Below are 26,148 nucleotides of genomic sequence, written 5' to 3'. Positions count from 1 at the left end.
CTGGACCAACTGGTCCGACAGGGCCAACCGGCGCCGATGGAGCCAACGGAGCGACCGGACCCACTGGGCCAACTGGTATGGACGGCGCTACTGGACCAACCGGAACCACAGGACCAACTGGTGCGGACGGTGCCACCGGAGCTACCGGTCCAACAGGGCTAACTGGCATTGATGGCGCTACTGGAGCCACCGGCCCCACAGGGCCAACTGGCGCAGACGGCGTCACTGGACCAACTGGTCCGACAGGGCCAACCGGCGCCGATGGAGCCAACGGAGCGACCGGACCCACTGGGCCAACTGGTATGGACGGCGCTACTGGAGCTACCGGATCGACAGGACCAACTGGTGCGGACGGTGCCACTGGGACTACCGGTCCAACAGGGCCAACCGGCGCGGATGGCTCTACTGGATCAACAGGTCCGACGGGGCCAACTGGTGCGGACGGCGCTACTGGACCAACCGGAACCACAGGGCCAACTGGTACAGACGGCGCCACTGGACCAACCGGACCGACGGGGCCAACTGGTACAGACGGCGCTACTGGAGCCACCGGATTGACAGGTGCGGACGGCGCTACTGGAGCTACCGGATCGACAGGACCAACTGGTGCGGACGGCGCCACTGGGGCTACCGGTCCAACAGGGCCAACCGGCGCGGACGGCGCTACTGGAGCTACCGGATCGACAGGACCAACTGGTGCGGACGGTGCTACTGGACCAACCGGCCCCACAGGGCCAACTGGTGCAGACGGCGCCACTGGACCAACAGGTCCGACGGGGCCAACTGGCGCAGACGGCGTCACTGGACCAACAGGTCCGACAGGGCCAACCGGCGCCGATGGAGCCAACGGAGCGACAGGACCAACTGGTGCCGACGGTGCCACTGGGGCTACCGGTCCAACAGGGCCAACTGGCGCAGACGGCGCTACTGGAAGTACCGGTCCGACGGGACCAACTGGCGTTGATGGCGCTACTGGACCAACCGGACCCACGGGCCAAACTGGTGCCGATGGAGCCACAGGAGCTACAGGGCCAACTGGCTCAGACGGCGCTACTGGACCAACAGGTCCGACAGGGCCAACTGGTCCCGATGGAGCCACTGGAGCGACTGGAGCCACCGGACCCACTGGGCTAACCGGTGCAGATGGCGCTACTGGACCAACAGGTCCGACGGGACCAACTGGCGCCGACGGCATTACCGGACCGACAGGGCCAACTGGCGCGGATGGCGCTACTGGAGCCACCGGACCCACTGGGCCAACTGGCGCAGACGGCGCCACTGGACCAACCGGAACCACAGGGCCAACTGGCGCGGACGGCGCTACTGGAGCTACCGGGCCGACAGGGCCAACCGGCGCCGATGGAGCCACCGGAGCTACCGGATCAACCGGAACCACAGGGCCAACTGGCGCGGATGGCGCTACTGGAGCCACCGGACCCACTGGGCCTACTGGCGCAGACGGCGCTACTGGACCAACCGGCGCGGACGGCGCCACTGGACCGCCCGGACCGACGGGGCCTACTGGCGCAGACGGCGCTACTGGAGCATTCGGACCCACAGGGCCAACTGGCGCGGACGGCGCCACTGGACCGCCCGGACCGACGGGGCCTACTGGCGCTGACGGCGCTACTGGAGCATTCGGACCCACAGGGCCAACCGGCGCGGACGGCGCCACTGGACCGCCCGGACCGACGGGGCCTACTGGCGCCGACGGCGCTACTGGACCAACAGGTCCGACGGGACCGACTGGTACGGACGGCGCTACTGGACCAACAGGTCCGACGGGGCCGACTGGTACGGACGGCGCTACTGGACCAACCGGAACCACAGGGCCAACCGGCGCGGACGGCGCCACTGGACCGCCCGGACCGACGGGGCCGACTGGCGCGGATGGAGCCACAGGGCCGACTGGCGCCGACGGCGCTACTGGAGCAATCGGACCCACAGGACCAACCGGCGCGGACGGCGCTACTGGAGCTGCCGGTGCTACTGGACCGACAGGACCAACCGGACCAGAGGGTGTTACAGGTGCGACCGGGGCCACTGGCAATACAGGCGCGACCGGGGCTACAGGTAACACCGGTGCAACCGGAGCTACTGGCAATACAGGCGCAACTGGCGCCACAGGTGATACTGGAGCTACTGGAGCTACCGGCAATACAGGGGCTACAGGGCCTACGGGAGCCACAGGTCCGAACTTTGCTACCAACGGCTTCTCCGGCAGGATCAACAACACGACGGTGTCATCCGATACCCAACTTGCCAACTGGACCGTCACAGCTCCTTATTACGGCAATGCCGCTTTTAATGCAACCACAGGTACATTCACTGTCCCAACCACCGGAAGATATTCGATCAAAGCTACAGTCAACTACACGACCACCGCTGTTATTTCCATTGCATTAGGAGCCGGTATCTTTCCTTCCTTCCGCGTGAGGCGTACCTCCCCCGGAACAACGGATCTGATTATTGCCGACTTCCCTATTCTGAACGTCAATATCGCTCTTCTGCTAAGCTTAAGAACAATCCTGGGCAGCGGCGCAGTAACGCTTGCTGGCGATGTCGCCCTTAACGCTGGCGATACAATTGGTCTGGTCTATGTAGCCAACGGCTTGACGATCGGATTGTCGCTTGGCGGCACATCCAACGAAGGCATCGTATGGTCCATTCATCAAATCGCCTAATCCCCTCCCTTCTGATATAAAAAAATCCCTTCCGATTTCGATCGGAAGGGATTTCTTCATGCCGTTAGAACGGCAGCTTAATATTAAACAAGACTTTAACCTGTTTTTCCTCAAACTTCACTTCACTAACAGAGACCATATCTCCCGTCGGCAAATCAAGCGGAACGACTATCGTCTCCAACATCCGAAGCGGCAACTGAATTCCTTTCATCGATAATGATTGAGGTCTCAATGCCAGATTGGGATTTTGCCACTCCAAGCGATATTCGGCAAGGATTTGAGCCGGAATCCTGTCTCTGTAAGTGATGTTCAAATCTGCAATCAACCGGTCACCATCCAGCTCGAATTGCGCGCCGTCCAATCTGACATCCTCAGCTACATCACGGTCTATATGCTTCTTGATCAAATCGTTCACTTCGGCTTCGCTCAGCACTAGCTCCGGCTTAAGTCGCTTTACCATATCTACAGCCTTCTGCCGGACATCTATCGGATTATAATTCAAATTAAGAGGCTTGTCCGGGGCGATATAAGATAAAAACCACCAAGCCGCACCTCCTGCGATCAGCAACAAAACAATTAAGGTGATAAACAATCTTTTTATAAATTTCCCCATTCCCTACCTCCTTGTCCAGCTCCTATTCTATCGAATTAGATATTTTGAAGCCAGTCCTTCATTCTTCCTGACATAATGGTATAATGAATCCACTAATTATCCAAGACGTACAGTGAATGACGGAAGGAAGGTTCTCAATGAGTAGTCATCCCTTATCCTATAACCATATAAGACTGGAAGAAATCGTACAGGCTCAAATGCATCTGAAAGATGTCATCTCCCGCACCCCGCTTCAATTTAATCGAGTCCTATCGGAACGCTACAACTGCCAGGTCTGGCTCAAACGCGAAGATCTGCAAGTCGTACGTTCGTTCAAAATAAGAGGTGCCTACCATCTGATGCGCTCCCTCTCCCCCGAGGAGACAGTAAAAGGCGTCGTATGCGCAAGCGCCGGCAACCACGCCCAAGGCGTAGCCTACTCCTGCCAGACATTAGGCATACCGGGCAAGATCTACATGCCGAGCACAACGCCGAGACAAAAGGTGAAGCAAGTATCTTTCTTCGGCGGTGACATGGTCGAAGTCGTTCTGACCGGCGATACGTTCGATGACGCTTATGCGGAAGCAATCGCGGAGAGTCAGCGCAGCGGACTCGCCTTCATCCATCCATTCGATGACCCGAAGATTATTGCCGGCAACGGTACAGTCGGTCAAGAGCTAATGGAGAAGGCGGAGACTGCACCGGATTATATCTTCGTCACAGTCGGAGGTGGCGGGCTCGCCGCCGGTGTAGCCTCTTATATCAAGATCGTCGCACCGCAAACTCAAATCATAGGGGTCGAGCCTGAAGGAGCCCCGTCGCTCCGCGCCTCTCTCGATGCGGGTGAAGTTGTGCCGCTTGATAAGATAGACAAGTTCGTAGACGGAGCTGCAGTCAAGCGCATCGGCGACTTGACGTTCTCCATCTGCCAAGAGCTGCTGGACGATGTCATCACCGTACCGGAAGGCAAAGTATGTACGACGCTTCTTGATCTGTATAACGAAAACGCCATCGTTGCCGAGCCTGCAGGAGCCCTGCCGATTGCGGCTCTGGATGCGTACCGGGAACAAATTGCCGGCAAGACGATCATCTGTGTCGTCAGCGGCGGCAATAATGATGTGGACCGCATGCAAGAGATTAAGGAACGCTCCTTAATCTATGAAGGGTACAAGCATTATTTCATGGTCAGCTTCCCCCAAAGAGCAGGGGCGCTTCGTGAATTTCTTGATCAGGTACTGGGCCCGAACGACGATATTACCCGCTTCGAATATACGAAGAAGTCGAATAAGGACAACGGTCCCGCATTAGTTGGACTGGAGCTTAAGCACCGCGAGGACTATGAGCCGCTCGTTGAACGCATGCATAAGAAAGGCTTCCAATTTGTTGAATTGAATAAGGATCCTGTACTGTTCAATCTGCTTATTTGATCCTTTGTGCCAGCTGCAGTACAACAGCCCGAGAGAATACTCTCGGGCTGTTCTCTATTCATTCACGATATCAATTACCAGGCATACGCGCTCGGCGCATCTCCGCCAGGGCCAGGGAATATTTCATCGATTCGCTTCAGCGTCTCCTCGCTCAGCTCCACTTCCACTGCCCGAAGGGAACGTTCGAATTGCTCGCTGGTGCGCACGCCGATGATCGGAGCGGTGACAGCTGGATTGGCCAGCAGCCATGCAAGCGACACAACATCCTCCGGCTCGCCAAGCTCATCACATAGCTTGCCATAGGCCTCCAATTGATGCTGATGCTTAACCAGCCGTTTTTCATCCCCGCTCCTTCTGCCGCCGCCCTGCTTGCGGCGCTGATTTCCCGCAAGTAACCCTCCATCGAGCGGGCTCCACGGAATGATACCTAATCCCAAAGCCTGCGATGCCGGAAGCACCTCAAGCTCAGGCAGACGGCACAACAGATTGTATTTGTGCTGCTCGGAGACAAGACCCAGTATCCCTCTCGCCTTAGCTTCTCCCTGCGCTACCGCAATATCCCAACCGGCAAAGTTGCTCGAGCCGACATACCCGATTTTCCCTTGTGCCTGAGCGGTTCCAAAAGCCCCCCATAGCTCTGTCCAATTCACTTTGCGATCTACATGATGCATTTGATACAGCTCGATATGGTCTGTCTGCAACCGTCGAAGCGATCCTTCCAGGTGCCTGCGGATTTTGTAGGCGGACAATCCCTGCTCCCGATTAGGTCCGTCATATGTGTCATGCATATCGCCATACACTTTAGTAGCCAGAACGGTGCGTTCCCTTCTCCCGCTTCCTCCCTTGAACCATCGTCCGATAATTTCCTCCGTACGCCCGGCGTTCGTCCCCCAGCCATAGATATTCGCCGTATCAAAAAAGTTAATGCCGGCATCTAGCGCCGCATCCATAATGCGGAAAGCATCCTTCTCATCCGTATCCACGCCAAAATTCATGGTGCCTAGACAAAGCCTGCTTACCCTCAATCCGGAATTTCCAAGATACGTATATTTCATGTCCGCTGCTCCTTTTCAATTTTAATTGAGACGGATATTACAATAAATCTACAAAAATAATATAAAGGATCCACATGTCGTTCACATTCGTGTTACAAACCATCCTTAGACTAAGCTGTAGGAGGTGCGTCATGCTGATACATTCCCATAACCGGCAATTAAAATTACTCATTGTCTACGCCTCGTACGGCGAAGGACATATCCAAGCAGCAAAAGCTCTTCGTGATGCCTATCTTGATTCCGGGTACCGCCAGGTGGTCATGTACGATCTGATGGCGGAATCGCATCCATGGCTGAATGAGATGACCAAGCGCTTTTATCACAAAAGCTATACGCATTTGCCCTTTCTCTACGGCTGGATGTACGGCATTACGAAACCGATGAAGCATAACTCCCTGCTGGGCAGTTGGCTGCATTCCTTCGGGCGCCATAAGGTGAAACAATTGCTGCTGGCGGAGAAGCCTGATGCTGTCATCTACACCTTCCCCTTCTATGCCATTCAAAGCATGAGGAAGCTTGCTTCATCCATTCCCTCTTATGCGGTCATTACCGACTTCGACTTACATCGCCGATGGGTACATCCCAGCATAAACCGCTATTACGTCGCCACAAAGGATCTTGGCCGGGAGCTCCAGCAGCTTGGCATTCGTCCTAACTCGATTCATGTGAGCGGATTGCCGCTGAAGAAAGAATTCCGGTCTATTGAACGATCGCATGAGCTGTACAGTCGGTACGGACTTCAATATGGGCGACCTACCGTACTTATTATGGCTGGCGCCCAAGGCGTCATGCCAAACATTGATGACATATGCGAACTTCTTCTGTATGACCCGCATGCGCAGATCGCCGTTGTCTGCGGCCATAACCGTCAGCTCAAGGAGAGGCTGGAGGAGCGCTTCCGCTTCCATCCTTCGGCTCACCGACTCGTGGCATTCGGTTACACGGACCGTATCCATGAATTAATGGCGCTCGCGGACGGGCTCATCACCAAACCAGGCGGTCTTACCTTAGCTGAAGCCATTGCCGCCGAATTGCCAGCCTTCCTCTATCGTCCCGTACCCGGACAAGAGAAGCAGAACGCACTGTATCTGCAGTCCAAGGGTGCAGCATTCATCGCGCGGGACAGCTATGAACTAGTTCGCCAGGTGCTTCAGTTGGTGAACGATCCGGTCAAGCTCATGAACAGCCGTCTCCGCATTCGGAGCCTTCAAGCAAAGGGCTCCTCCCATTCTGCCGCTGAGACGATTATAATGGATATTGTAACCAAATCTCATGTGCAAGACAAAGCTTCCTTCTTTTAACGTCGGTTGCGGAAAGGAGTCTATTCGTACTTATGCGCCAAAATCATTGGATGGGGACCGATATGCGTCTCTTGTCCGTTATTCTGTTTATTGTCGAATTTGTCCGGGGGGCTGTGCTTGTCAGTCTCCTTCCCATCTACGGAGCCCGTACCCTCGGCTTGTCGCCCGACGTTATCGGTCTGGCGATATCCGCCCATTACATTACCGATACGCTGCTCAAGATTGCGATCGGTTATTTGCTCGATCGCTTTTCTCCGCGTCTGATTGTGCAAATTAGCTTGGTCATTGCGCTTATAGGCGTCTACGCACTCCAATTCGCCGATCTTCCCTGGATGTTCATCGGCGCGGCAGCCATCTATGGCATAGGTATGTCCCCCATCTGGATTGTATGCCTGACCAGAGTGTCCGAGGAGCATCGCGCCACGCAAATGGGCTTCCTGTATACGATCTGGCTCTTCGGACTCGGGAGCGGACCGATTATTTGTAATATCCTGCTTGATTACAGCTCAAACCTGACCTATACCCTGCTCGTTGTGTTGTCAGTCGTTGCCACCCTGCTTTCCTTCTTTATGAAAAAAAGCAAGGCATCCGCGCATCATCATATCCCGATCAAAGCACAGCTCCACGCTCTTCGCGTTAAGCTGGTCAGCATGAGACAGCTGCTCCCGGGCATGATTCTGCAGACCACCGGTGCCAGCATGCTCATCCCGATCTTGCCAGGCTTCGCCACCCATGAGCTCGGGCTATCCGGTGCGCAATACTCCATTCTTTTGACGGTAGGCGGGTTGTGCGCTGTCGGCGGCTTGATTCCGATGGGCAAGCTGTCCGACAGGCTTGGAGGAAACAGATGGTTCCTCGTCGTCGGGTTTATTGCCTTTGCCTTTGGTTTGTATATGCTGGCATGGGGACTTTCATTCTGGTATTGTTTAGTTATAGCGGTGGGTCTTGGATTATCCTATTCGGCTATCTTGCCGACCTGGAACGCTTTGTTGGCCACATATGTACCACCCAAGCAAGAGGGGGTCGGGTGGGGGCTATTGTCCACCTTTGAAGGCGTGGGCGTCATGATCGGTCCTATATTAGGCGGCGTCATTGCTCTATGGGGCGGAGAGACCGCTGTGTTCTGGACAAGCGCCATCCTATTCGGCCTAATCGGCCTTTACTACTTAACACTTAAGAAGATCGGGGTTAGGAATTGATGAGCAACTGGCAAGACTGGATTCATGATTTGAAAAATATGGACCTTCATCATATTCAGCAGACGCTGGAGAGTTATTCGCAGTTCGGTCCGATTCCGGGCATTATGCTGCCCTTTATTGAAGCTTTTCTCCCCTTCCTGCCGCTCATTCTCATTATTGCGGCTAATGTGAACATTTATGGATTCGGACTCGGATTTCTCTTTTCCTGGATTGGGGTCACAGGGGGCGCACTCTGCGTCTTTCTCATCTGCCGTGCGCTCGGTCGCAATGTAAAGAACAAGCTGATGCGAAGATTTCCAAAGTCTGAACGGTTCTTCAACTGGATAGAGAAGAAGGGTTTCACTCCCCTGTTCCTGCTTGCCTGCTTTCCATTTACGCCATCGGTTGTTATTACCGTCGTTTCCGGGCTTAGCAAAGTGCCGTTCCATTCCTTCCTGCTGGCGACAATGATGGGCAAGGCGGTTATGATCTTTGTCATCTCGCTCATCAGCTTTGACATTACCAACCTGGTGAATGAGCCTTGGCGCATATTCGTCTCCATTACGGCTGTGCTTGTGATGTGGTTTGGAGGCAAGACGCTGGAGAAACGTTATCAGGTGAACGGGTGAGGTGACTGAAGGTGAAAAGCTTATTTCTTTGGTACCCTCACTCAGCCGTTGCCCCGTTAGCCTCCTGGCTGAATATCGGGGCGACAGCTCTTGTGCTGATTCTTGCGTGCGGACTGCTCGGAGCCATGTTTCTCGTCATACGCGTCATGTCGGATGACTCCGACAACTACAAGAGTATCCGCGGCATGGTGGAAGCCATCTTCGGAACACCAGCCCATCTGAGGAACGAGCAAGAAGAACCTCACGCTTCCTCCTCCCTGAAGACAGGCAAGCCTCTAGCCTCCTACCGCGAGCCTTGCCCTGGATGCGGCGAGGAAGTAACCGAACGCGATGTCATCTGTCCTTCCTGCGAGCTCCGATTGTTGTAACGAACTCATATCTTCCTTTCTCCCGTGGCACACTAATGCTGATCTTCCCTTACGACAGATCATATTTCCTGCAAAGGAGCGATAGCCCATGTCAGGCAAACATCCATCCGATCGCCAGAGAGCAGCAAGCAAGGCTCAGTCGCTCGCGGATCGTCATAAGACGAGCAAAGAACAAGCCAGCGAGCTGCAATCAGAAGCTGACCGTGCCGCTGTGCCCAAGCACGGCCTATAAGCTTAGCTTTTGAAGACAGCCTAAGGAGGATAAAGGCATATGAGCAACTCCCATGAAGACCATCGAATGAACCCGATCTCCGGCGAGCCGGTAGAAGCTGATGGCGTGTACCGCAATGAATGGGGACGGGACGAGAAGCTTGAGCGGGGCGACGTCTTCCCTGCCGATCCGATGCTCGGATCAACGGAGTGGAGACAGGTCGAGCTTGAATTCGACAACCATCATGAAGGGCGCACTGATCCCAGACTTACGCCTCATGATGACGACGACAACCCTGAAGCGCACATGCAGCATCCTAGACGCCATACGACAAGCAATAAGGATAAAGATTGATCGCATGCCATCTATCCATAAGAACAAGGAGCGAGGCGCATGCGCCTCGCTCCTTCCTTCTCTCTATTCATCATGAAGCAGAAGCTCTGTTCGGGCAATCTCTGCCCCATTCACCCATAACGTGAACACATGTGTCCCCGGGTAATGCTTGCGCGTTGTCAGATCTGCAAATCGATGCACACGCCTGTGATCGATGATCTCACCTTGGGTAAACTCACGGTCTGATAACAAGAAGCGCTTCAGCGAGGTTTTGCCTCCGGACTTCACGAATGCGATTCCATATTCTACACGCAACTTGAAGCGCTCCGTCGATCCGTTATCTTTGAACTGAAGACGATAATGCAGCTTCACTTCTCCGCCGATTGATATCTCGGATTCCGAAAGCATCAATTCCGCCGCTTGCACAAGCGACGCAGCAGATTCGTCATGGGAAGCGTAACCGAATAAAGCCATCGCTCGCGGATCGGCCCGCTTCACCAGCGTCCGGCAAGCGTGTCTGACAATCCAGTCCGTCCATTCATGCTGTCCCAGCCACTTCTCGGCAATGGACAACACGAGCTCGGGATGGTCCTTAGCGATATCGTTCAAATGATTGGCGACACTCTTGCGCACGTACAGGGACGAGTCCGCTTTCAACTTCTCCAAGATCGGTATCATCGGGGAAGGGTCCTTCTTAAACATCTCAATCGCTTGTCCCCAAGGCAGTCTTGGTCTCGAGCCTTCGCTCGCAAGTCTCCTTACATGCTCATCCGGATCGCCGGCCCATTCCAGCAATTGCGGGATCATCCGCTCCGGGTGCTCGATAATAAACGGCCTTACCGCAAATTCTGCGCTTGAGCGCCGAGTGAACCTCGCCAGCGCTTCCATAGACCGTTCCCAATGCTCTTCCCTTCTGCCATATACCTCCACAAAATCAGGAAAGTACAAATATGGAAAACCCACACAATCCTCATCTATTCGATAAAGCACGTCAAGCGCTTCCGGATAATCGCTTGGCAATGTGGCTCCGAGCGCTTCAGCAATTCTCCGAATGCGCGGCTTAAGCTCAAGCTCTGCCCAATCCTCTCTCCTGGCCTCATTCAGGAATCGCTGCACATCGAACGGCTGCCAAGCTTCCTTCACCCTTGTCCCGAACTGCTCCAAAAATGTACCGTCATACATCAACTTTAGCGGCTCCGCCATCTCTAATCTCCTTCTTCGAAAGGATGGAATGCCATCCATCACTTAGGAACGTATGTTTGTATACTAGAGATATACCATGGATCGGCGATTAATTGCAACTCATGCATGACGATTGAGCAGTTCCAGCTTGCCGGCTGCCGGACAGCGCTGAGGCAGACGGATCGTAAAGGTTGTACCGATGCCAAGCTCGCTCTCAGCAGAAATAAAACCCTCATGATTGTCGATGATTTTGTAGGAAACCATGAGACCTAAGCCGGTTCCTTTTTCTTTGGTCGTATAGAAAGGCTGTCCCATCTTCGCAAGCTGCTCCTTTGATATGCCCGTCCCTTCGTCGCGGATGCGGATAATGGCCATTCCCCGATCGCTAACGCATACCTCTACGCGAACCGTACCGCCGTCCTGCATCGACTCGATCGCATTTCTAATCACATTAATAAAAACTTGCTTCAGCTGAGTTCCAACTCCCATCACCCATAATGGATGTTGAACTTCCCCATAATCCAAGCGGACCCGATATCTGTCGGCATGAGCTCTCAGACTGGATACCGCCTCCATGAGCAGCTGTTGAAGGTCGATATGCGCATACTCGTACACTTGCGGCTTCGATAACATGAGCAGTTCGCTGATAATCGTCTCGATTTGAATAAGATCGGACTTCATGATGGCGTAATAATGGCTGTTATGAATACGCCCCGAGGAGAGAAGCTGCATGAAGCCTTTGAGCGAGGTAAGCGGATTGCGAATCTCATGGGCAATTCCGGCTGCTAATTGTCCTGCAATGGATAGCTTCTCGGCTTTAATCAGCAGCTCCTCGTTCTTCTTCCTCTCCGAGATATCCCGGATAATGACTTGCTCGACCGGAGCCCCATAGAAGGAAGCGCGAACTCGGACCATCTCCGTATGAATGAGCTTGCCCCGCAGCGTCCGCCACCGCAGCTCAGTCGTGAGAGCAGGTGCTCCGTCTGCCGGCAGCTCCGCATCCATCCATTCCGCAATATCGGCATGATGATTCGGCTCCAATAATTCGTAGACACTGGCACCAATCAGTTCCCGTTCATACCCCGCCTCAAACAACGCGAGTCCGGAAGGATTCATATACTCCCACTTGCCGTCCTTGATGAGCGCGATAGTGTCCATCGAATTTTCCACGAGAAGCTTGTAACGTCCATGCATAACGGCGAACTTCTTAATGTTGAACCAAGTTGTCAGACTGAAGCTGATGATGAGAAAGGTGGTCATGCAGAGAATGAAGGCCAGCAGCATCAAATATTCGTTGAATCTTTCCATCGTCATAATATCGCGATACTGCACCGTTACGGCATGCATGCCTATCTGGTGCATGGACATGCTGGAGATTCCAAGCACGATGCCATTAATCATTTTATAGGATGAAGGTTTCTTCTTAAGTAAGAGGATAGCGGTATACGCACCGGCGAAGCTGACAGCGAAGGAAAGGCCAAACCAGGCATAATGAATGGAATAAGCCTGAATGGAGTTTGAAAGAATAGACATGTAATGCAGCAGCATGGATGAACAGGCAAATATAAAAGCCGCAATACTCTCGCATAACCTCGAGATATCAGGCCGGCGAAAGATGATATATAGGGCTGCAAAGGTCGTAACCACGCATGTGAAGAACGTCACCATCATGCTCCAGTCAACAATCAGCATATAGTCGGAGGCCATCATGGATACAACATGCATCGTCCACAATCCCAGACTGAACACGAGCGCAGCACCCAGCATCCAGTAGATCGATTGCCGGGCCACTTTTGGTCTCATATGGTCAATCATACTCATCATCGTAAAGGAGGCAAAGCACATGATCGAAAGCGATAGCAGCAAATAGTAAGGGTTGCCGAACAATATCGGGTGGCTCATTAGCACTCCTCCTCTGCTGCTGAATATCTTACATCTTAAGTGAGTTCGACAAATTACCAAAATATCCTTTTTCTTTCGAGGCTGTCCTGACGTTTTTTGTTGAATTAGGGCATTCGCCCCGTTTGTTAGGTCTTGCTATTCTGGATTAGCAATGCTAGATTTGGTTCATACTAGAGTTACTAGGGTACCTGAGTAGAAAACGGAGGAAAGAAAGATGAAAGTAAAGATGTTCAGTGAATTCAAAGAATTTGCCATGCGCGGCAATGTCGTGGACCTTGCGGTGGGTGTAATTATAGGGGGAGCTTTTGGCAAAATCGTCACCTCTCTGGTAAACGACATTATTATGCCTCCTATTGGATACATACTAGGTGAAGTGGATTTCAGAGATTTGCAGATTCCATTAGTAGATCTATCTTTACTAAGTGAAGCCGAAAAGGCTACCGCACCTGTTATCAAGTACGGTCAATTTATAAATGTCATGCTCGATTTCGTCATTGTTGCATTCTGTATCTTCCTGATGGTCAAAGGCATTAATGCCCTGCGCCGCAAGAAGGAAGATCCGGATGCAGCCAAGGCGGAGCCAACAGAGAAGGATTGCTCTTACTGCCTGTCCAAGGTACCGATGAAAGCAACCCGCTGCAAGCACTGCACGTCGCAGCTGGAGACAGCCGCGAATGGCTGAGGAGAGATTCGACATCTACGATGAAGCGATGAATCCGATCGGTACGGCTGCCCGCTCCGAGACCCATAAGCATGGGTATTGGCACCGCTCGTTCCATTGCTGGCTGACGCGGCGGGTCGAGGGCCGTCCCGTGGTCGTGTTCCAGCAGAGACAGCTCTGCAAGGACACGAATCCGGGCAGCTTCGACATTACGGCAGCTGGCCATCTAACTGCGGGTGAGACGATCCGGGACGCAGCCCGGGAGCTTGAAGAGGAGCTCGGCATCCTTGCCGATTTCGATCAGCTTGTCCCTCTTGGGCAGATACGCGAGGAAGCAGAAGGGCTTGTTGGCGGTGTCACATTTATCGACCGTGAAGTAAGCGACGTATTCGCTCTCGTATGCGAGCTGCCTCTGTCAGAGTTCCGCCTGCAGACCGAAGAAGTGGCCGGCATCTATGAGGCGGATATCGCCGACATGATCAAGCTGTGGGAGGGAACGACGGACGAGCTGACCGTACATGGCATGAAGCTGGCCGGAGAAGCTGCAGCAGATGCACAGGGGCTTGTACCGGATACATGCGTCATCCGGGCAGACCAATTCGTGCCGCGGGAGTCTTCCTACTATATCGATATCATGAAGCAATTAGCGCAACTAACCTGACAAACGGGAAAAGCCCGGTCTGCCTCAACGCAGACCGGGCTTCTCGTATTCATGAGAAGTCACGCGAATTAATAGAAACCACAGCCGCCGCCATGGCAACGATTCAAGCTTCTTACACAAATGTCGAACGTGATCACTGCTGAGCCTCGTCTAGAACAACAGCTGATCTTCACGCAATCAAAACCAGGCTTCCGGAAGAAGCAAATTTCTCTGCACTTCCAGTCGAATATTTCATTAATCGCTCTGCGGTCGCAACGGCGAATCGCAGCTACGAGCTTGCGCGCCTTGCAGCGCTTCCGAAGCTTGGCGAACGATCTGCTCAGCTCGCCGCCCAAATCTTGAATCCCTTCCACTGCAAAATCATCATGTCTGCGATGATGCTTCCTGTGATGTCTGCGGCGTCCAGTAGACACACCGGCAACCCCTCTGCCATTCCTCAAACCGCTAATTTCTGCTTTTGCGGACATGTAGATCCTCCTCTCTATCATGCTTACTTCATCATATGCGAGATTAAGAGAGGCGTATGGGTAGATCATGTCCGACAAATGCTGAAAAATACGACCAGCTGTCCCTTGCCTTGCAGTAGGATAAGATCAATCTTCGTTCAGATTGTCCGTCAAGTATTGAATAATGCCGTCCTCCGCGTCCTGAGCATATTCCCATACCATGGCGCCGGCCAAATTCTTTTTCTTAATGTATTTAATTTTCGCATCCACGGCTTCCAGATCCTCATAACTGATGAAGATATCACCGTTATACAGATAAGCAGCCTTCGCTTTTTCATCGAAGTAGCGTTTAAAGCCGTTTTTGTTCAAATAATCCTTCATAATCGTTTGGTAATTCAGATTCGTCTCTACGATATCAATCGGTTCGCCTGTCTGGAAGAGGCCATCTCCATCATCCTTCACACCCGACCAACCGTACGAATAGGCCGGTATGCCAAGCAGAAGCTTCTTGCTGTCCACACCATGCTTCAAGTAGCTCGCGATAATCTGGTCGATGCTAAGCGGAGACTTTCCTTGGCTGTCCATATACAGATTGGCGTTAAAGCCGGTCTTGTCCGACCAGCGACCGGTCAAATCATAGCTCATGACATTAATGTAGTCGACGTACTTCTCTACTTCCTTCAGCTCCACCTTCTCAAAATACCAGTCTTGCGAGCCGGCGGCGAACGTCAAGATATAGCGCTTGTCCCCTTTATGCGGAAGCAGATTCAGCTTCTCGCGCAGCTCCCTCATCAGGCTCGTGAAGTTGACCGTATCCTTGGGGCTGGCCTTCACTGTGCCCCAGCCGTCATGGGCCGGAAACTCCCAGTCAATATCGACGCCGTCAAGATCCAGCTCCTTCACCAGCTCGATGATGCTTTCTGTGAACAAGTAACGCGTCCCGTCCATAGAAGCGTCGGAGAAGCCATCCACACTGTAGCCGCCAACCGCCAGGACAAACTTGGTCTTCGGATTGTTTTCTTTCATCTGCTTGATATTGTTTTTGATCTGCTCGTTCGCCGCCTCATCCTCATGAAAGAACAAGTCCGTGCCTGCAATCTTCGCAAAGGCGACAAACGCGATATCGACGCCCTTCTCCGACAGCTTTACGTTCGCCGGATCGCGCCAGGCTTCAATATAAACGGTATTAACTCGCCTTTCTTCCCCGCCTATGCTCTGTACATAATAGATTGCCAGACCGATGAATAAGATTGCGACGATAAGTTTCGTCCATGCATTGATTTTGACTGCTTTGTTCGCTCTCAAATTCGTCACCCTCTCCCGCCGAATAATATCGCCGTCACATAACGATTCAGATTCAATACCTTCACCGCGATGTAACTGACTGCGAAGACTGCTGACAGATTAAAGATCAGACTTCCCGCCGTCTCGATAAACGATGCCTCTACCCCCACGCTGCGCGCAACCATTGTCTCTACTAGCAGATGGACGAGATAGATGCTGAAGCTTGCCGCCGAGACAGAGCTAATGACCCTCCGCACCTTGTCGTTGGTCCTTCGCGAGATCGCTGCATCCTTCTCCTTGAAGAAGAGGAAGAGACCTACCGCCATCAGGAAACTTGTGATGGAATAGTTGCCGTAGAACATTTCATCCAGCGTGCCATTCAGCTTGGATACCCCATACGTCAGGACAGGCGTCAAGACAAACGATAAAATGCCCAGGTTGTACAGGACATGCTTCCATATGGTCGGCAGCTCGAAGTGGAACAGATAGTATCCTAATATAAAGTAGCCGAGATAGCCCATGAACAACGGAATATTCATGCTGGGAATATAGAGATACTGATCCGTAGCGCGGTACACAATATCCGAGACGAGCCGGTATAGGATGCTCACTACGAACCACAGAAGCAAGTAATAGCGCAAATCCTTTTCGCTGCACGCCTTCACAAACTTGGAGATCAGCGGCACAGTCATATAGACTGCGATAATCGCATAGAGAAACCAGAGATGCACGTAGTTCTGGTCGGTGAGCAGCTTGTATCCGAAGTCCGCAATGAACTCCAGCGCATTCTTGTCGCTCTTCAGCAAATAGTACTGGTAGAACAACCCGTAAATAAGCGACCAGGAAAGCAGGGCTACGACGAGCGGCCACACCCTTTTCAAATAAAAATCCTTTAAGGATTTCACTTCCGAGCGCAGAATCATCGCGCCGCTTATCATAAAGAATACCGGCACCGCGAATCGGCAGATAGAGTTGAATACATTGCTCACCCACCAGGAGGTCGTCGAAAAATCATTCGTGCGGGTTAGCAGCGAAGCCGAGATGTGCAATACGATGACGGCTACGATAGAAATAATGCGCAATAAATCGATATAAATAATACGTTTTCCCGCCGTTTTGGCGATGCTTACGCTGCTCATGGTCTGCCTCCGTCCGGTATCTGTTATCTGGCGCTTGCCGACGTATTGCGTCCGATTGATGCGACGCCCTTGCGCTCGACAAAGCCCCAGCCGTTGTCGTTATCGAAATATTTGAATGTGCCAATGACGTTAATATACATCAGCACCAGTCTGTATGAGATGAGATCGTACTGGCTGAAAGCCAGCATTTTGACATACTCCCATAGTGTGAAATGGCCGCCGTACTTCCTGCAAAGCAGGAAAGATATGCCGAGCTGCACGGCATTAATGATAATCGTAATAATAAACAGCAGGAAAGCAATGAACAGATTACTGCCGGAGAACGCCGCATCGATCAGATGAAACACCGTTGTAAACACCGTCAACGTCCCCAGAATGAACCCGTCGATGGCAAAAAAGACACTGATGCCCGGCTTAAAGCTCCGTGAGAGCTTCGACCAATAAATGAGAATACAGTCTACGAACGCCTTTTGCCAGCGGATGCGCTGCTTGTAGAAGTTCTTCATATCCTCCGGGCATTCAGTGAAGCATACCGCTTCAGGCGCATAAACCAGCCGCTGTTTCAGCTTATTCGCTTTGATATACTCGTGAATCTTCAGCGTGATGTCGATATCCTCGCCGACAGTGCTGCGGAAGCCGTTCACTTCATACATAAGCTCCCTGTAGAAAGCGCCAAACGCACCGGAAATCACCACAATGGAGTTGAAATAGGATTGAGTCAGTTTCCGAACGTAGAAGCTATGGATGTAACTGATCATTTGACTGCGCACGATGCCCTTGCCGGTAAAGCTCTCGTGGATTTCGCCATCTTTGCGCTTTGCCCCTTGCACGATTTTGACCGTGCCGCCTAGCGCGACAATCGATGGATCGTGAAAGTATTGATTCACATACTTAAGCGAATTAGCCTCCAGCATGCTGTCGGCGTCCAGCGTAATGACAATATCGCCATCCGCATAGTCGATTCCCGCATTCAGGGAATCCGCTTTGCCGCCATTCAGCTTATCAATTACGTAAATATGCGGGTAGAGTGCAGACTGGTAAAAACCCCTGACCCGCTTATACTTCAGTCGTTGATTCGGCTTGCGGTAATTGATGCGCAAATCAAGCAACTCCTGCAACCGCTCGAAGGTGCGGTCCTTGGAGCCGTCGTTCACGATAATGATCTCGTGATTGCGGTAGTTGAGGCCGTCCATCGCGTCCAGGCAATTCTGGATCGTCCTCTCTTCGTTGTAAGCCGGCACTAGGACAGACAGAGATTTTTCATCCAATGCGGGATCGAGCTTCTTCACCTTGCTATACAGGAGAGGGACTACCGTGTACAGCACTTGAAACAAAAGAAAGCTTGCCGTCGTTAGATAAAGCACATAATACATCGACATTCACTCCTTCCTGGTTACGGGACTTTATGTCATTAGGAAGGTAAGACCGGGCAATTGCCAGCTCGAGCCAAGTTCAGCCTATATCAAGAAGTGTTTTCCCTTGTAACCAATAACTGTTTTTTTGTTTGTTCTAATACCCTATCCCAACGGAATTCATCTGTAAAATCGGATTTGAAAGTAAGAAAACGATAACAATGGTTCTTTTTTACACAAATGCTCTTTCTTTTATCCTTTTTCGCTACCTGTGTTAATCATTAGTGAACATTTTTGTCAAAAAGAGGCGTTAGCTATCATGACGTTGAGTGTAATTTTTACGCATGAAAAAGAGCCCTCTTAGAGAAAGTCGGGGCATGATTCTAACGGAGAACCTGCCTGCGGCAATCGATACACCTGCTCCCTGAGGGCTTTTGGTTGTGTAGATTTATGTGGGACTGACTCAAGGTAGTCGTTGTTTATGATTTGATACTTACGAATTCGTCTACATTCTGTATCAGCAAATCTTATAAAACGGGATACTTATCCACACTGCCTTACTAGGCTGCAGGGGTATCACCTTCAATTAGAAAATGCGTGTTCTTATTTTTTCGACAACCAAAGCTTAATACAGGAACAGCCCCAAGTGCTCCCAATCTACCCTCAAGTTTTCTTCATCCGAGCGATGCAATATGAAAAATATATCCGATAAATATCAATCTCACTCCACTCATCTCATTCACTCTAGCTATTCATATCCCGTTTCAGTAGTCCCCACGTCTTCAAGGTGTGCGCCACGGACAACATTCCCTCGTTCATGCAGCGGTCTATGGTAGAGCTTTTGTCACCCCGCTTCATATTATAGAGCGTTTCCGAATACGTATGTCCTTTCAAATACCGCAACGTGATTGCTTGCCGAGTCTCATCATCAGGAATCATAGAGACGGCTCTTTCAATCGCACTCCGGATCAGATCGCATTCCTCGGCAGCGCGTTTTTGATTCTGGGCCAACTGCACCGCGTTGACAGTCTTGTTCGCATAAAGCTCATCGCTATCTAGCCGACGCGTTATTTCGCTCTCATAGATGGTTTGCTTAAGCAATTCAGCATGAGCCTTATAATCTTCCACTATCAACTTAAGCTCTCTATATTTCCTCAGCATGCGCTGCACCTGTTTTTTCTCCTCCGTTGTAGGTTTTGTCAAATATACCAATGCCGCTTGTCCGCTAATCATAAAATAGACCCCCCAATGTACATGATTCTTGTACTAACTTTCTCTAGTTTATGTACAAGAATCTTGTATGTCAAGATTAAAATACAATATATTTGTATTCCTATTGAAAAATCTTAGAACTATGGTACAATATACTTGTACATAAAGTTAGCAAAAGTTCAACCCGTTTTGCACTGCAAAACATTTAAGGAGAGATAATCGTGTTTAGAGCCGATCGGTTAACAGAACGCAGAAAGCATCATAAGCTCACGCAAGAGCAGCTAGCGCACAAAGTTAACCTGACAAAGGCCGCGATCAGCAACTACGAGCAAGGGCGCAGCGCTCCGCCGCATGAGACGTTGGCGGCTCTAGTAGACGCGCTCCATACGAACGCTGACTATATGCTGGATCTCTCCGATAATCCCGATCCAAAGGCATTGCAGAATGAATCTTCGTCTGCATCAAAAGGCTCGGCTTCCGGCAATGGCGCTCAACCTGAGTCCGGCGTGTATATTGCCTACTTAGGCGGCCCGCCTGAAGAAATGGACGAGGAAGAAGCGGAGCATTTGAAGCGCGAACTGGAGATGTTCCGGGCATTCAAAGAAAAACGCCGCCGGGATCGGGAATCCTTAAATGAGTAAATGTTTAACTAGATGAACTAACGAATGAAGCAAGAGCGAAATCTTAGCTATTTTTTTCCTGATGCGCAGGTACTATAAGCCGAGTTTCTCGGCTTGCAGACAGCTTTCACTGCCACGCAGGAACTCTAAGCCGAGTTTCTCGGCTTACAGACAGCTTTCACTGCGGCGCGGACGCTCTAAGCCGAGTTTCTCGGCTTGCAGGCAGCTTTCACTGACACGCAGGCACTCTAAGCCGAGTTTCTCGGCTTGCAGTCAGCTTTCACTGCCACGCAGGCACTCTAAGCCGAGTTTCTCGGCTTGCAGACAGCTTTCACTGCGGCGCGGTCGCTCTAAGCCGAGTTTCTCGGCTTACAGACAACCTTCCCTGCCACACAGGAGCTCTAAGCCGAGTTTCTCGGCTTGCATGCGACTTCCAATGCAGCTACTCAATAGAGGCGGCTGTCAATAAACCCCAAGGGGTTTTATTTTTCGGCTAATAAGCGAACATACATTCTTAAATGAGGAGGAGCGGCATGGAGATTCTGAACTTTGAACTCTATCGACCTACAGCAATGGAGCTGTGGATTCAAGCCAAATACGAGGAGGGGGGCATTCAAACTCCCGGGGATTTGGAGGATTTGGATCATATCGCTTCCCTCTTTGACACATTCATCGCTTATACGGAGGGTGAGACGAAGGTTCTTTATGATGAAGACGGGGACTGTCTAATTTTCTTAAACATACATTTGGATCGTTATGAGCAGCGCCTCGCTTTTTTTCATGAGCTGTGCCATCCTGCGCTGCATGCCGGCAATCAGAGAGAGCTTCCTCCCTCCTTCGTAAGCCTGCAGGAGACGCAAGCAGGGCTATTCCAGCAGTACAGCGCCATGCCTCTCCATATGCTCAGAGATGTAACGGCTATTCAGAATCAGCCGCCTTCTTGTTACCGTCAATTAGCCGAGACATTCGGCGTGCCAGCCCACTTCGCGCAAGCACGACTTGAGCGAATCACCAGACGGATGAACCAGGAACGGCGAGACCGCAATCTCCGTGCCCGATTGGCTACCCTGCCCGCCTTCAAGCACGGCTACTCCGATGCGACAACCAAGCTGCTCATGCAGTTGCAGCGGCAAACCTATGAAAAGAAAGGAGCGATCAGCCCGCGATGAGAATAGCGGTCTTCTACGAACAGGACGGCGATACAGGCCAACCCCTGCCAATATGGCTGATGATTGAAGAAACGGAATCCCTTGACTGGAACAATACGCTATATATAAGACTGGATGCGCCGTTCGAGCAATATTTGTTTGAAGACTATGACATGGAGAACATGGCCTTGTCAGTTCCTGATCATGTCTATGTCCGCAATATCGATGATCCATCCGTATTCGGCATCCATCTTCCTGCGCTTAGCGCTTACGCCAAGCGGATTGCAGCCATGGCCGAGCATCCTTTCTCTCTCCACGATTTGTCACGGCTGATGCTCCGCATCTCTGATATTGAAGAAACCCTGCAATTTGAGGTGCGCCGCCAGGTTCAATGGGATCGGTTGTCCTTTAGCTAACGAGCTTCAACCCAACGACAGAAAAAATAATACCGAGAATACAGCCGATTCGGAGCCAGCTCTTCGGTTCTTTGAAAAAAATCATGCCGATGACAGCCGCTCCGACCGTGCCGATTCCTGTCCACACTGCATAAGCCGTCGCCAGCGGTATCGTCCCCATGGCTTGAATCAATAGCTGAAAGCTGATGATAAATCCGCCAATCAGAATAAGATTGTTCGTCCAGTTATTGTTCTGCGCAACGCGTTTAATGCCGATTACACCAGCGATTTCGAATAACCCTGCGGCAATAAGCATAAGCCAATCCATTAGCGCTCACTTCCTTTCGCCGTCAGTTTCAGCCCGATCATGCAGGCTAGCAGCAGCAAAATAAAAAGAATTCGCAGCGGCCTCACAGCTTCGCCAGACAGAATCATCTCCATAATGGTCGTGCCAAGCGTCCCCATTCCCGCAAACACAGCATATACCGTACCGACCGGAAGCACCTTGGCAGCCCGAATAATGAGGTCGAAGCTGGTCAGCAAGGCGATCAGCACGACCAAAGACGGAATGGCTTCATACTTAAAGCCGCTGGCCCATACGATTTCGAGCATACCTCCGATAACCACATACGCCCAAGCCCTGCCTTCGCTAATCGGTTTATTTATCTTCTCCGTCATTTGAAGCCGCTCCTTCCCCATGCTGCAAATACCAGTCGACAATGCGATCGATATGGTCCATTACACCGGTATCGAGGGCATACACTTTCGAGTCCATTCCTTCGTCCGGGCGAATTAAGGTCCAATACTTCTCTAGCAAAACCTCGTCCTGCTCGAACCACTCCATCGTAATCTCCATCATCTCTGCAGCAAGCTGCTGCGAAACAGCAGACGAGGGCGGCTCGTCCATATGCATCTTAACGGTACGTATGAGCTGTGCCCATTTCATCGCACGAGGGTCCTTGGAGCTGAGATCCGGCAGTTTTTTAATAATCGCAATCTCTCTTTCGGTAAAATGCTGCGCCAAAAAATGATCCCGTATTTCCGTCGGCGACTGGACCGCGCGGATAAACAAGAAGATATCTTCCGGGTCAAATTCCCCTTTAATCACAAGAGCATGCTTTGCGGTTTGAAGCAGCTTTTCCATATGGTCCAGCCGTGCCCGCTCCTGCTCGATCGCCTTCAACTCCACATCCAGATAGGACATCCAGCGCTGCTCTTGGTTTGTTGAATCCTTGCCCTCGGATAACAGTTCCTTGATCGAAGCCAGCGTGAAGCCAAGCTCCTTGAGTGCCGTGATATGCTGGAGCAGACGAATCTCCTCATTGGAATAATAGCGGTAGCCCGATTCCGCCACTTTGGCCGGCTTGAGCAACCCTAAATCGTCATAATAGCGCAGCGCTCGAATGGAGATGCCGGTTTTTTTGGACAATTGGCCGATGGAATACATACGCTCCGCCTCCTTTCTGATCCCATTATAAACTCTCCAGTATACGTAAGAGTCAACTCTTCTTTTTTGTACAGACAGATGATCGAATAGAATGCCGGATTTAGGGAAGGAATGAAGGAAGCACTTACTTCAGGAAGGGGATCATGATGGCCAAATTGCCACCGCTGCCAACTTACCCGGAATCCTACTGGCTCCGATCGCTCAAGGGACTTCCCGCCTACACCAAGCTTCAGCATGATACAGAAGCCGATGTAGCTGTTATTGGAGGAGGTATCTCCGGTATTACCACCGCTTATTTGCTTGCAAAAGCAGGCCTTAGCGTCGTATTGCTCGAAGCCGGCAAGCTGCTTCATGGAACAACCGGCCATACGACGGCGAAAATAACCGCGCAGCACGATCTGATCTACGATGAGCTTATGAAGCAGGAAGGCAAGGAGAAGGCTTCCCTTTATTTTCAAGCCAATCAGGATGCGCTCCGTTTTATTGAACGCACAGTGAATCAGCACGCAATCGACTGTGGTTTTTTGAAACAAGATGCTTATGTATTCACCAACTCGGATGACGATGTCCGCAAGCTGGAGAACGAGATGGCCGCATATGAGGCACTCGGCATTCATGGCGCATATCTCGATCATATCCCGTTGACAAACCTGCCTTCGAAGGCTGCCGTGAAGATGAACGACCAAGCCCAGTTCCATCCGCTCCGTTACCTGGAGGCGCTGGTACGAGAAATTACAGAAGCGGGAGGACATATATACGAAGGCACAACAGCTATTGATATCGAAAAAGGGCAGCTGCCCACGGTCAGAACAGTCGACGGACATGCGGTTACATGCAGACATGTGGCGATTTGCTCGCACTTCCCGTTTTACGATGGATACGGATTTTTCTTCACCCGCATGCATGCGGAGCGTTCTTATGCGCTTGGCGTCACATCTACTCTGGATTATCCAGGCGGCATGTATATCAGCGCCGAAGATCCTAAGCGTTCCATAAGAAGCGCGACCGCAGAGGACGGGTCGCCTCTTCTCATCATCGGCGGACAGAAGCATAAGACGGGACAAGGCATTTGCACCATTAACCACTATGAAGCCTTGCAGGAGTATGCTGCCCGCCAATTTAAGACAGAGGAAATCGTGTATCGTTGGTCGGCGCAAGACCTCGTCACAGGGGATAAGCTACCGTATATCGGACCGATTACGGACGCTGAATCCAAGTCCAATATCTATATCGCTACCGGTTACAAAAAGTGGGGCATGACGACAGGCACAGCTGCCGCGATGATCATCAGCGATCTCATTCAGGAGAAGGAAAGTCGCTATACGGAGCTGTTCTCTCCTTCCAGATCACTTTCGGTGAAGACGCTCAAAAACCTGGTCGTCGACAACTTCGACGTTGCCAAGCATTTGATCGGCGGCAAGCTGGAGATGGTTCGCCGTACGCCAGATGACTTGGAACGGGACGAGGGAGCCGCTGTCACCTTGCACGGTCGCAGAGCTGGCGCCTACCGGGATAAAGAAGACAAGCTGTACATCGTGGACACGACATGCACCCATATGGGCTGCGAAGTAGAATGGAATGACGGGGAACGCACATGGGACTGTCCATGTCATGGATCAAGATTCTCCATTACAGGCGAGGTGCTGGAAGGACCGGCAGAACGCCCTCTCCCTCTTCTCTCCGAGCAGCATTAACGCAAGCAAAGAACCCCTTGGACGAATTACGATCCTAGGGGTTCTTCTTTGGAGTTCCCTATGTAAAGTGGAACTTGCCGTTTTACTTAGACGAACTGGGAGTTATCCCATTATGACGCCAGTCACCGTTGTCTTATTGACGATAGTAGCTGGAGCTGCCGTAATTCGAGTATGGCTGTTGAGTGTTTGCTGCATAGCTGCCTGTTGATACAGTCGAATGGGAAATTTGGTTGCACAGGTTTGTGATATGCTGCATTTGTTGAACTGCAGTCTGGTGTCCTTGAAGAGCTGTTTGAATCGTTTGCGCTGCTTGCTGCTCGCGTTGAGCAAGTTGTTGAAGAAGCTGCGCGTTCTCCTGCTCTTGCTTCAACAATTGTTGATATTGAGCGGATGCTTGCTGCGTTTGTTGAATCAATTGCTGCACAATGCCTTCAATTTGATTCACCTGGCTGGATGCATTGCCGGATTGAAAGTTATTCATGTGTAATGTTGCCTCCTCGAAAGTTTGTGGGTGTAGCCCAACTTATTATCTTTCAAGGGGAATGAAATCATACAGAAATTTCAAAACATGTAAACTGGTAAAACTCACTTCATGGATGCTCCCTGTAAATACGAGCAGTTATACATCCAGCTTAACAAGTGTTTATGCCAATGAAGATGATACAGACCTTATACTCGATCTGCGCATACTTCCTCATGGAGCCGAACATGATAAAGACTATTGCCGGATTTTTTGATTCGGAAAACTAAACCATTTACTATTTAAGGAGTCCAACTGATGGCAGAGAAAAATATATTGGCTTACTTCTATAGTCCCGAACAAGCCGAAAAAGCGCTTCAGCGAATACAGGGCTTGAGGCTCGTGGATAGCTCGATAGACCGGTTCGACGGGCATTCAGGCGACGGTGTTGACCGCATCATGAATCCAATAACCAGCTACTTTGACAGCTTGGCCAGTCTCACATTAGGTGGGGATTTCCCAGACCCCGACGCTGGAATTTTAGCATCTGCGAGTGTCAGTGCCAGCGGTATGAGCTCTGGCGGAGAAGACAACGAGACATCGGGCCGTAATATTCTGCTTACCATTGTCATCGAAGCTGACGACTTCGATAAAGCAATGGCCATTGTGCAAGAGGAAGGCGCACTCGTATAGCGATAAAGACAAACACCGCCCTATTCCTCGACAACAGCGTTGACTGTCACGGAATGGGGCGGTTGGCGTTATTA

At 51.5% G+C, this 26,148-nt stretch carries 28 protein-coding genes; 15 read left to right on the top strand and 13 right to left on the bottom strand.

Annotated features, from left to right (window positions below):
* On the top strand, window positions 1-2,684 hold a 2,684-nt coding region (locus tag ACFVSO_RS23755; protein ID WP_387478395.1), incomplete at its 5' end, for a beta strand repeat-containing protein.
* A 64-nt stretch (window positions 2,685-2,748) separates the two neighbouring features.
* Here the strand turns inward: ACFVSO_RS23755 and ACFVSO_RS23750 are convergent.
* Entirely contained in the window at window positions 2,749-3,297 is a 549-nt protein-coding gene (locus tag ACFVSO_RS23750; protein ID WP_387478392.1) for a hypothetical protein, read from the bottom strand.
* Between the two features lie 137 nt (window positions 3,298-3,434).
* Here ACFVSO_RS23750 and ilvA point away from each other — a divergent pair, with 137 nt between their 5' ends.
* A complete protein-coding gene (gene ilvA / locus ACFVSO_RS23745) occupies window positions 3,435-4,703 on the top strand; it encodes a threonine ammonia-lyase IlvA (protein WP_387478389.1) in 1,269 nt (422 codons plus the stop codon).
* Window positions 4,704-4,777: 74 nt separating this feature from the next.
* On the opposite strand, the gene ACFVSO_RS23740 is transcribed toward ilvA, so the two are convergent.
* Complete coding sequence (locus ACFVSO_RS23740; RefSeq protein ID WP_387478386.1) at window positions 4,778-5,758, bottom strand: aldo/keto reductase; 981 nt, start codon at window positions 5,756-5,758, stop codon at window positions 4,778-4,780.
* Between the two features lie 131 nt (window positions 5,759-5,889).
* On the opposite strand from ACFVSO_RS23740, the gene ACFVSO_RS23735 reads away from it, so the two are divergent.
* The 6 genes from ACFVSO_RS23735 to ACFVSO_RS23710 all read left to right on the top strand — a co-directional run bounded on the left by ACFVSO_RS23735 (window position 5,890) and on the right by ACFVSO_RS23710 (window position 9,799).
* Window positions 5,890-7,059: an MGDG synthase family glycosyltransferase gene (locus ACFVSO_RS23735; RefSeq protein ID WP_387478383.1), complete on the top strand. Its 1,170-nt coding sequence runs from the start codon at window positions 5,890-5,892 to the stop codon at window positions 7,057-7,059.
* A gap of 32 nt (window positions 7,060-7,091) precedes the next feature.
* Window positions 7,092-8,258, top strand: a complete 1,167-nt coding sequence (locus ACFVSO_RS23730; protein WP_387478380.1) for an MFS transporter — start codon at window positions 7,092-7,094, stop codon at window positions 8,256-8,258.
* The gene (locus tag ACFVSO_RS23725; RefSeq protein ID WP_387478377.1) at window positions 8,258-8,866 is read left to right on the top strand and encodes a TVP38/TMEM64 family protein; all 609 of its coding nucleotides are present in this window, start codon (window positions 8,258-8,260) and stop codon (window positions 8,864-8,866) included. Before ACFVSO_RS23730 ends, ACFVSO_RS23725 begins: the two co-directional genes overlap by 1 nt.
* 11 nt (window positions 8,867-8,877) lie before the next feature.
* The gene (locus tag ACFVSO_RS23720; RefSeq protein ID WP_387478375.1) at window positions 8,878-9,234 is read left to right on the top strand and encodes a hypothetical protein; all 357 of its coding nucleotides are present in this window, start codon (window positions 8,878-8,880) and stop codon (window positions 9,232-9,234) included.
* Window positions 9,235-9,322: 88 nt separating this feature from the next.
* Window positions 9,323-9,466 carry a hypothetical protein gene (locus tag ACFVSO_RS23715; protein WP_387478373.1) on the top strand — a complete coding sequence of 48 codons (144 nt, stop codon included), beginning with the start codon at window positions 9,323-9,325 and terminating at the stop codon, window positions 9,464-9,466.
* A 39-nt stretch (window positions 9,467-9,505) separates the two neighbouring features.
* Window positions 9,506-9,799 carry a transposase gene (locus ACFVSO_RS23710; RefSeq protein WP_387478371.1) on the top strand — a complete coding sequence of 98 codons (294 nt, stop codon included), beginning with the start codon at window positions 9,506-9,508 and terminating at the stop codon, window positions 9,797-9,799.
* Between the two features lie 63 nt (window positions 9,800-9,862).
* Here the strand turns inward: ACFVSO_RS23710 and ACFVSO_RS23705 are convergent, their stop codons facing one another.
* Together ACFVSO_RS23705 and ACFVSO_RS23700 are read right to left on the bottom strand one after the other, a co-directional pair.
* Window positions 9,863-10,981, bottom strand: a complete 1,119-nt coding sequence (locus ACFVSO_RS23705) for a DNA alkylation repair protein (protein ID WP_387478369.1) — start codon at window positions 10,979-10,981, stop codon at window positions 9,863-9,865.
* Window positions 10,982-11,080: 99 nt separating this feature from the next.
* A complete protein-coding gene (locus ACFVSO_RS23700) occupies window positions 11,081-12,862 on the bottom strand; it encodes an ATP-binding protein (RefSeq protein ID WP_387478367.1) in 1,782 nt (593 codons plus the stop codon).
* A gap of 214 nt (window positions 12,863-13,076) precedes the next feature.
* Between ACFVSO_RS23700 and mscL the strand changes: the two genes are divergently transcribed.
* Together mscL and ACFVSO_RS23690 are read left to right on the top strand one after the other, a co-directional pair.
* Window positions 13,077-13,544: a large-conductance mechanosensitive channel protein MscL gene (gene mscL / locus ACFVSO_RS23695; RefSeq protein ID WP_387478365.1), complete on the top strand. Its 468-nt coding sequence runs from the start codon at window positions 13,077-13,079 to the stop codon at window positions 13,542-13,544.
* The gene (locus ACFVSO_RS23690) at window positions 13,537-14,184 is read left to right on the top strand and encodes an NUDIX hydrolase (protein WP_387478363.1); all 648 of its coding nucleotides are present in this window, start codon (window positions 13,537-13,539) and stop codon (window positions 14,182-14,184) included. The genes mscL and ACFVSO_RS23690 overlap by 8 nt, the downstream gene beginning before the upstream one ends.
* Before the next feature lie 68 nt (window positions 14,185-14,252).
* Here ACFVSO_RS23690 and ACFVSO_RS23685 read toward each other — a convergent pair whose 3' ends face one another.
* The 5 genes from ACFVSO_RS23685 to ACFVSO_RS23665 form a co-directional block, all read right to left on the bottom strand.
* Window positions 14,253-14,651 (bottom strand): hypothetical protein, encoded by a 399-nt coding sequence (locus ACFVSO_RS23685; RefSeq protein ID WP_387478361.1) that lies wholly within the window; start codon window positions 14,649-14,651, stop codon window positions 14,253-14,255.
* A 126-nt stretch (window positions 14,652-14,777) separates the two neighbouring features.
* Complete coding sequence (locus ACFVSO_RS23680; RefSeq protein ID WP_387478359.1) at window positions 14,778-15,935, bottom strand: glycoside hydrolase family 18 protein; 1,158 nt, start codon at window positions 15,933-15,935, stop codon at window positions 14,778-14,780.
* 5 nt (window positions 15,936-15,940) lie between these two features.
* The gene (locus ACFVSO_RS23675) at window positions 15,941-17,053 is read right to left on the bottom strand and encodes an acyltransferase (protein ID WP_387478357.1); all 1,113 of its coding nucleotides are present in this window, start codon (window positions 17,051-17,053) and stop codon (window positions 15,941-15,943) included.
* A 23-nt stretch (window positions 17,054-17,076) separates the two neighbouring features.
* Complete coding sequence (locus ACFVSO_RS23670; RefSeq protein WP_387478435.1) at window positions 17,077-18,426, bottom strand: glycosyltransferase family 2 protein; 1,350 nt, start codon at window positions 18,424-18,426, stop codon at window positions 17,077-17,079.
* A 723-nt stretch (window positions 18,427-19,149) separates the two neighbouring features.
* Window positions 19,150-19,638 carry a hypothetical protein gene (locus ACFVSO_RS23665; protein ID WP_387478354.1) on the bottom strand — a complete coding sequence of 163 codons (489 nt, stop codon included), beginning with the start codon at window positions 19,636-19,638 and terminating at the stop codon, window positions 19,150-19,152.
* A 200-nt stretch (window positions 19,639-19,838) separates the two neighbouring features.
* Between ACFVSO_RS23665 and ACFVSO_RS23660 the strand changes: the two genes are divergently transcribed.
* The 3 genes from ACFVSO_RS23660 (at window position 19,839) to ACFVSO_RS23650 (ending at window position 21,801) form a co-directional block, all read left to right on the top strand.
* On the top strand, window positions 19,839-20,258 hold the full coding sequence (locus tag ACFVSO_RS23660) for a helix-turn-helix domain-containing protein (protein WP_387478351.1): 420 nt from the start codon (window positions 19,839-19,841) through the stop codon (window positions 20,256-20,258).
* A gap of 512 nt (window positions 20,259-20,770) precedes the next feature.
* Entirely contained in the window at window positions 20,771-21,406 is a 636-nt protein-coding gene (locus tag ACFVSO_RS23655) for an ImmA/IrrE family metallo-endopeptidase (protein ID WP_387478348.1), read from the top strand.
* Window positions 21,403-21,801 (top strand): hypothetical protein, encoded by a 399-nt coding sequence (locus tag ACFVSO_RS23650; protein ID WP_387478345.1) that lies wholly within the window; start codon window positions 21,403-21,405, stop codon window positions 21,799-21,801. The genes ACFVSO_RS23655 and ACFVSO_RS23650 overlap by 4 nt, the downstream gene beginning before the upstream one ends.
* On the opposite strand, the gene ACFVSO_RS23645 is transcribed toward ACFVSO_RS23650, so the two are convergent.
* From ACFVSO_RS23645 to ACFVSO_RS23635, 3 genes are read right to left on the bottom strand one after another with little or no spacing between them, the layout of a single operon-like run.
* Window positions 21,794-22,108, bottom strand: coding sequence for a DMT family transporter (locus ACFVSO_RS23645; RefSeq protein WP_387478342.1), 315 nt, complete (start codon window positions 22,106-22,108; stop codon window positions 21,794-21,796). The two genes, ACFVSO_RS23650 and ACFVSO_RS23645, sit on opposite strands and share 8 nt — an antisense overlap.
* Entirely contained in the window at window positions 22,108-22,458 is a 351-nt protein-coding gene (locus ACFVSO_RS23640) for a DMT family transporter (protein ID WP_387478339.1), read from the bottom strand. The genes ACFVSO_RS23645 and ACFVSO_RS23640 overlap by 1 nt, the downstream gene beginning before the upstream one ends.
* The gene (locus ACFVSO_RS23635; RefSeq protein WP_387478337.1) at window positions 22,439-23,227 is read right to left on the bottom strand and encodes a MerR family transcriptional regulator; all 789 of its coding nucleotides are present in this window, start codon (window positions 23,225-23,227) and stop codon (window positions 22,439-22,441) included. Before ACFVSO_RS23635 ends, ACFVSO_RS23640 begins: the two co-directional genes overlap by 20 nt.
* A 146-nt stretch (window positions 23,228-23,373) precedes the next feature.
* Here ACFVSO_RS23635 and ACFVSO_RS23630 point away from each other — a divergent pair, with 146 nt between their 5' ends.
* A complete protein-coding gene (locus ACFVSO_RS23630; RefSeq protein ID WP_387478432.1) occupies window positions 23,374-24,921 on the top strand; it encodes an FAD-dependent oxidoreductase in 1,548 nt (515 codons plus the stop codon).
* Window positions 24,922-25,054: 133 nt separating this feature from the next.
* Here the strand turns inward: ACFVSO_RS23630 and ACFVSO_RS23625 are convergent, their stop codons facing one another.
* Entirely contained in the window at window positions 25,055-25,402 is a 348-nt protein-coding gene (locus ACFVSO_RS23625) for a hypothetical protein (RefSeq protein WP_387478334.1), read from the bottom strand.
* 297 nt (window positions 25,403-25,699) lie between these two features.
* Here ACFVSO_RS23625 and ACFVSO_RS23620 point away from each other — a divergent pair, with 297 nt between their 5' ends.
* A complete protein-coding gene (locus tag ACFVSO_RS23620) occupies window positions 25,700-26,074 on the top strand; it encodes a hypothetical protein (protein WP_387478331.1) in 375 nt (124 codons plus the stop codon).
* Window positions 26,075-26,148 lie beyond the last annotated feature (74 nt).

The organism is Paenibacillus sp. NPDC057967 (genome assembly GCF_042887015.1).
Taxonomy (GTDB): domain Bacteria; phylum Bacillota; class Bacilli; order Paenibacillales; family Paenibacillaceae; genus Pristimantibacillus.
This window is presented reverse-complemented; position numbering and strand designations above follow the sequence as displayed.

Bases quoted from the DNA above. Each gene is read 5' to 3' on its own strand.
- ACFVSO_RS23750 (WP_387478392.1), bottom strand. From the start codon at position 3,297: ATGGGGAAATTTATAAAAAGATTGTTTATCACCTTAATTGTTTTGTTG.
- ilvA (WP_387478389.1), top strand. From the start codon at position 3,435: ATGAGTAGTCATCCCTTATCCTATAACCATATAAGACTGGAAGAAATC.
- ACFVSO_RS23740 (WP_387478386.1), bottom strand. From the start codon at position 5,758: ATGAAATATACGTATCTTGGAAATTCCGGATTGAGGGTAAGCAGGCTT.
- ACFVSO_RS23735 (WP_387478383.1), top strand. From the start codon at position 5,890: ATGCTGATACATTCCCATAACCGGCAATTAAAATTACTCATTGTCTAC.
- ACFVSO_RS23730 (WP_387478380.1), top strand. From the start codon at position 7,092: ATGCGCCAAAATCATTGGATGGGGACCGATATGCGTCTCTTGTCCGTT.
- ACFVSO_RS23725 (WP_387478377.1), top strand. From the start codon at position 8,258: ATGAGCAACTGGCAAGACTGGATTCATGATTTGAAAAATATGGACCTT.
- ACFVSO_RS23715 (WP_387478373.1), top strand. From the start codon at position 9,323: ATGTCAGGCAAACATCCATCCGATCGCCAGAGAGCAGCAAGCAAGGCT.
- ACFVSO_RS23710 (WP_387478371.1), top strand. From the start codon at position 9,506: ATGAGCAACTCCCATGAAGACCATCGAATGAACCCGATCTCCGGCGAG.
- ACFVSO_RS23705 (WP_387478369.1), bottom strand. From the start codon at position 10,981: ATGGCGGAGCCGCTAAAGTTGATGTATGACGGTACATTTTTGGAGCAG.
- ACFVSO_RS23700 (WP_387478367.1), bottom strand. From the start codon at position 12,862: ATGAGCCACCCGATATTGTTCGGCAACCCTTACTATTTGCTGCTATCG.
- mscL (WP_387478365.1), top strand. From the start codon at position 13,077: ATGAAAGTAAAGATGTTCAGTGAATTCAAAGAATTTGCCATGCGCGGC.
- ACFVSO_RS23690 (WP_387478363.1), top strand. From the start codon at position 13,537: ATGGCTGAGGAGAGATTCGACATCTACGATGAAGCGATGAATCCGATC.
- ACFVSO_RS23685 (WP_387478361.1), bottom strand. From the start codon at position 14,651: ATGTCCGCAAAAGCAGAAATTAGCGGTTTGAGGAATGGCAGAGGGGTT.
- ACFVSO_RS23675 (WP_387478357.1), bottom strand. From the start codon at position 17,053: ATGAGCAGCGTAAGCATCGCCAAAACGGCGGGAAAACGTATTATTTAT.
- ACFVSO_RS23670 (WP_387478435.1), bottom strand. From the start codon at position 18,426: ATGTATTATGTGCTTTATCTAACGACGGCAAGCTTTCTTTTGTTTCAA.
- ACFVSO_RS23665 (WP_387478354.1), bottom strand. From the start codon at position 19,638: ATGATTAGCGGACAAGCGGCATTGGTATATTTGACAAAACCTACAACG.
- ACFVSO_RS23655 (WP_387478348.1), top strand. From the start codon at position 20,771: ATGGAGATTCTGAACTTTGAACTCTATCGACCTACAGCAATGGAGCTG.
- ACFVSO_RS23650 (WP_387478345.1), top strand. From the start codon at position 21,403: ATGAGAATAGCGGTCTTCTACGAACAGGACGGCGATACAGGCCAACCC.
- ACFVSO_RS23645 (WP_387478342.1), bottom strand. From the start codon at position 22,108: ATGGATTGGCTTATGCTTATTGCCGCAGGGTTATTCGAAATCGCTGGT.
- ACFVSO_RS23640 (WP_387478339.1), bottom strand. From the start codon at position 22,458: ATGACGGAGAAGATAAATAAACCGATTAGCGAAGGCAGGGCTTGGGCG.
- ACFVSO_RS23635 (WP_387478337.1), bottom strand. From the start codon at position 23,227: ATGTATTCCATCGGCCAATTGTCCAAAAAAACCGGCATCTCCATTCGA.
- ACFVSO_RS23630 (WP_387478432.1), top strand. From the start codon at position 23,374: ATGGCCAAATTGCCACCGCTGCCAACTTACCCGGAATCCTACTGGCTC.
- ACFVSO_RS23625 (WP_387478334.1), bottom strand. From the start codon at position 25,402: ATGAATAACTTTCAATCCGGCAATGCATCCAGCCAGGTGAATCAAATT.
- ACFVSO_RS23620 (WP_387478331.1), top strand. From the start codon at position 25,700: ATGGCAGAGAAAAATATATTGGCTTACTTCTATAGTCCCGAACAAGCC.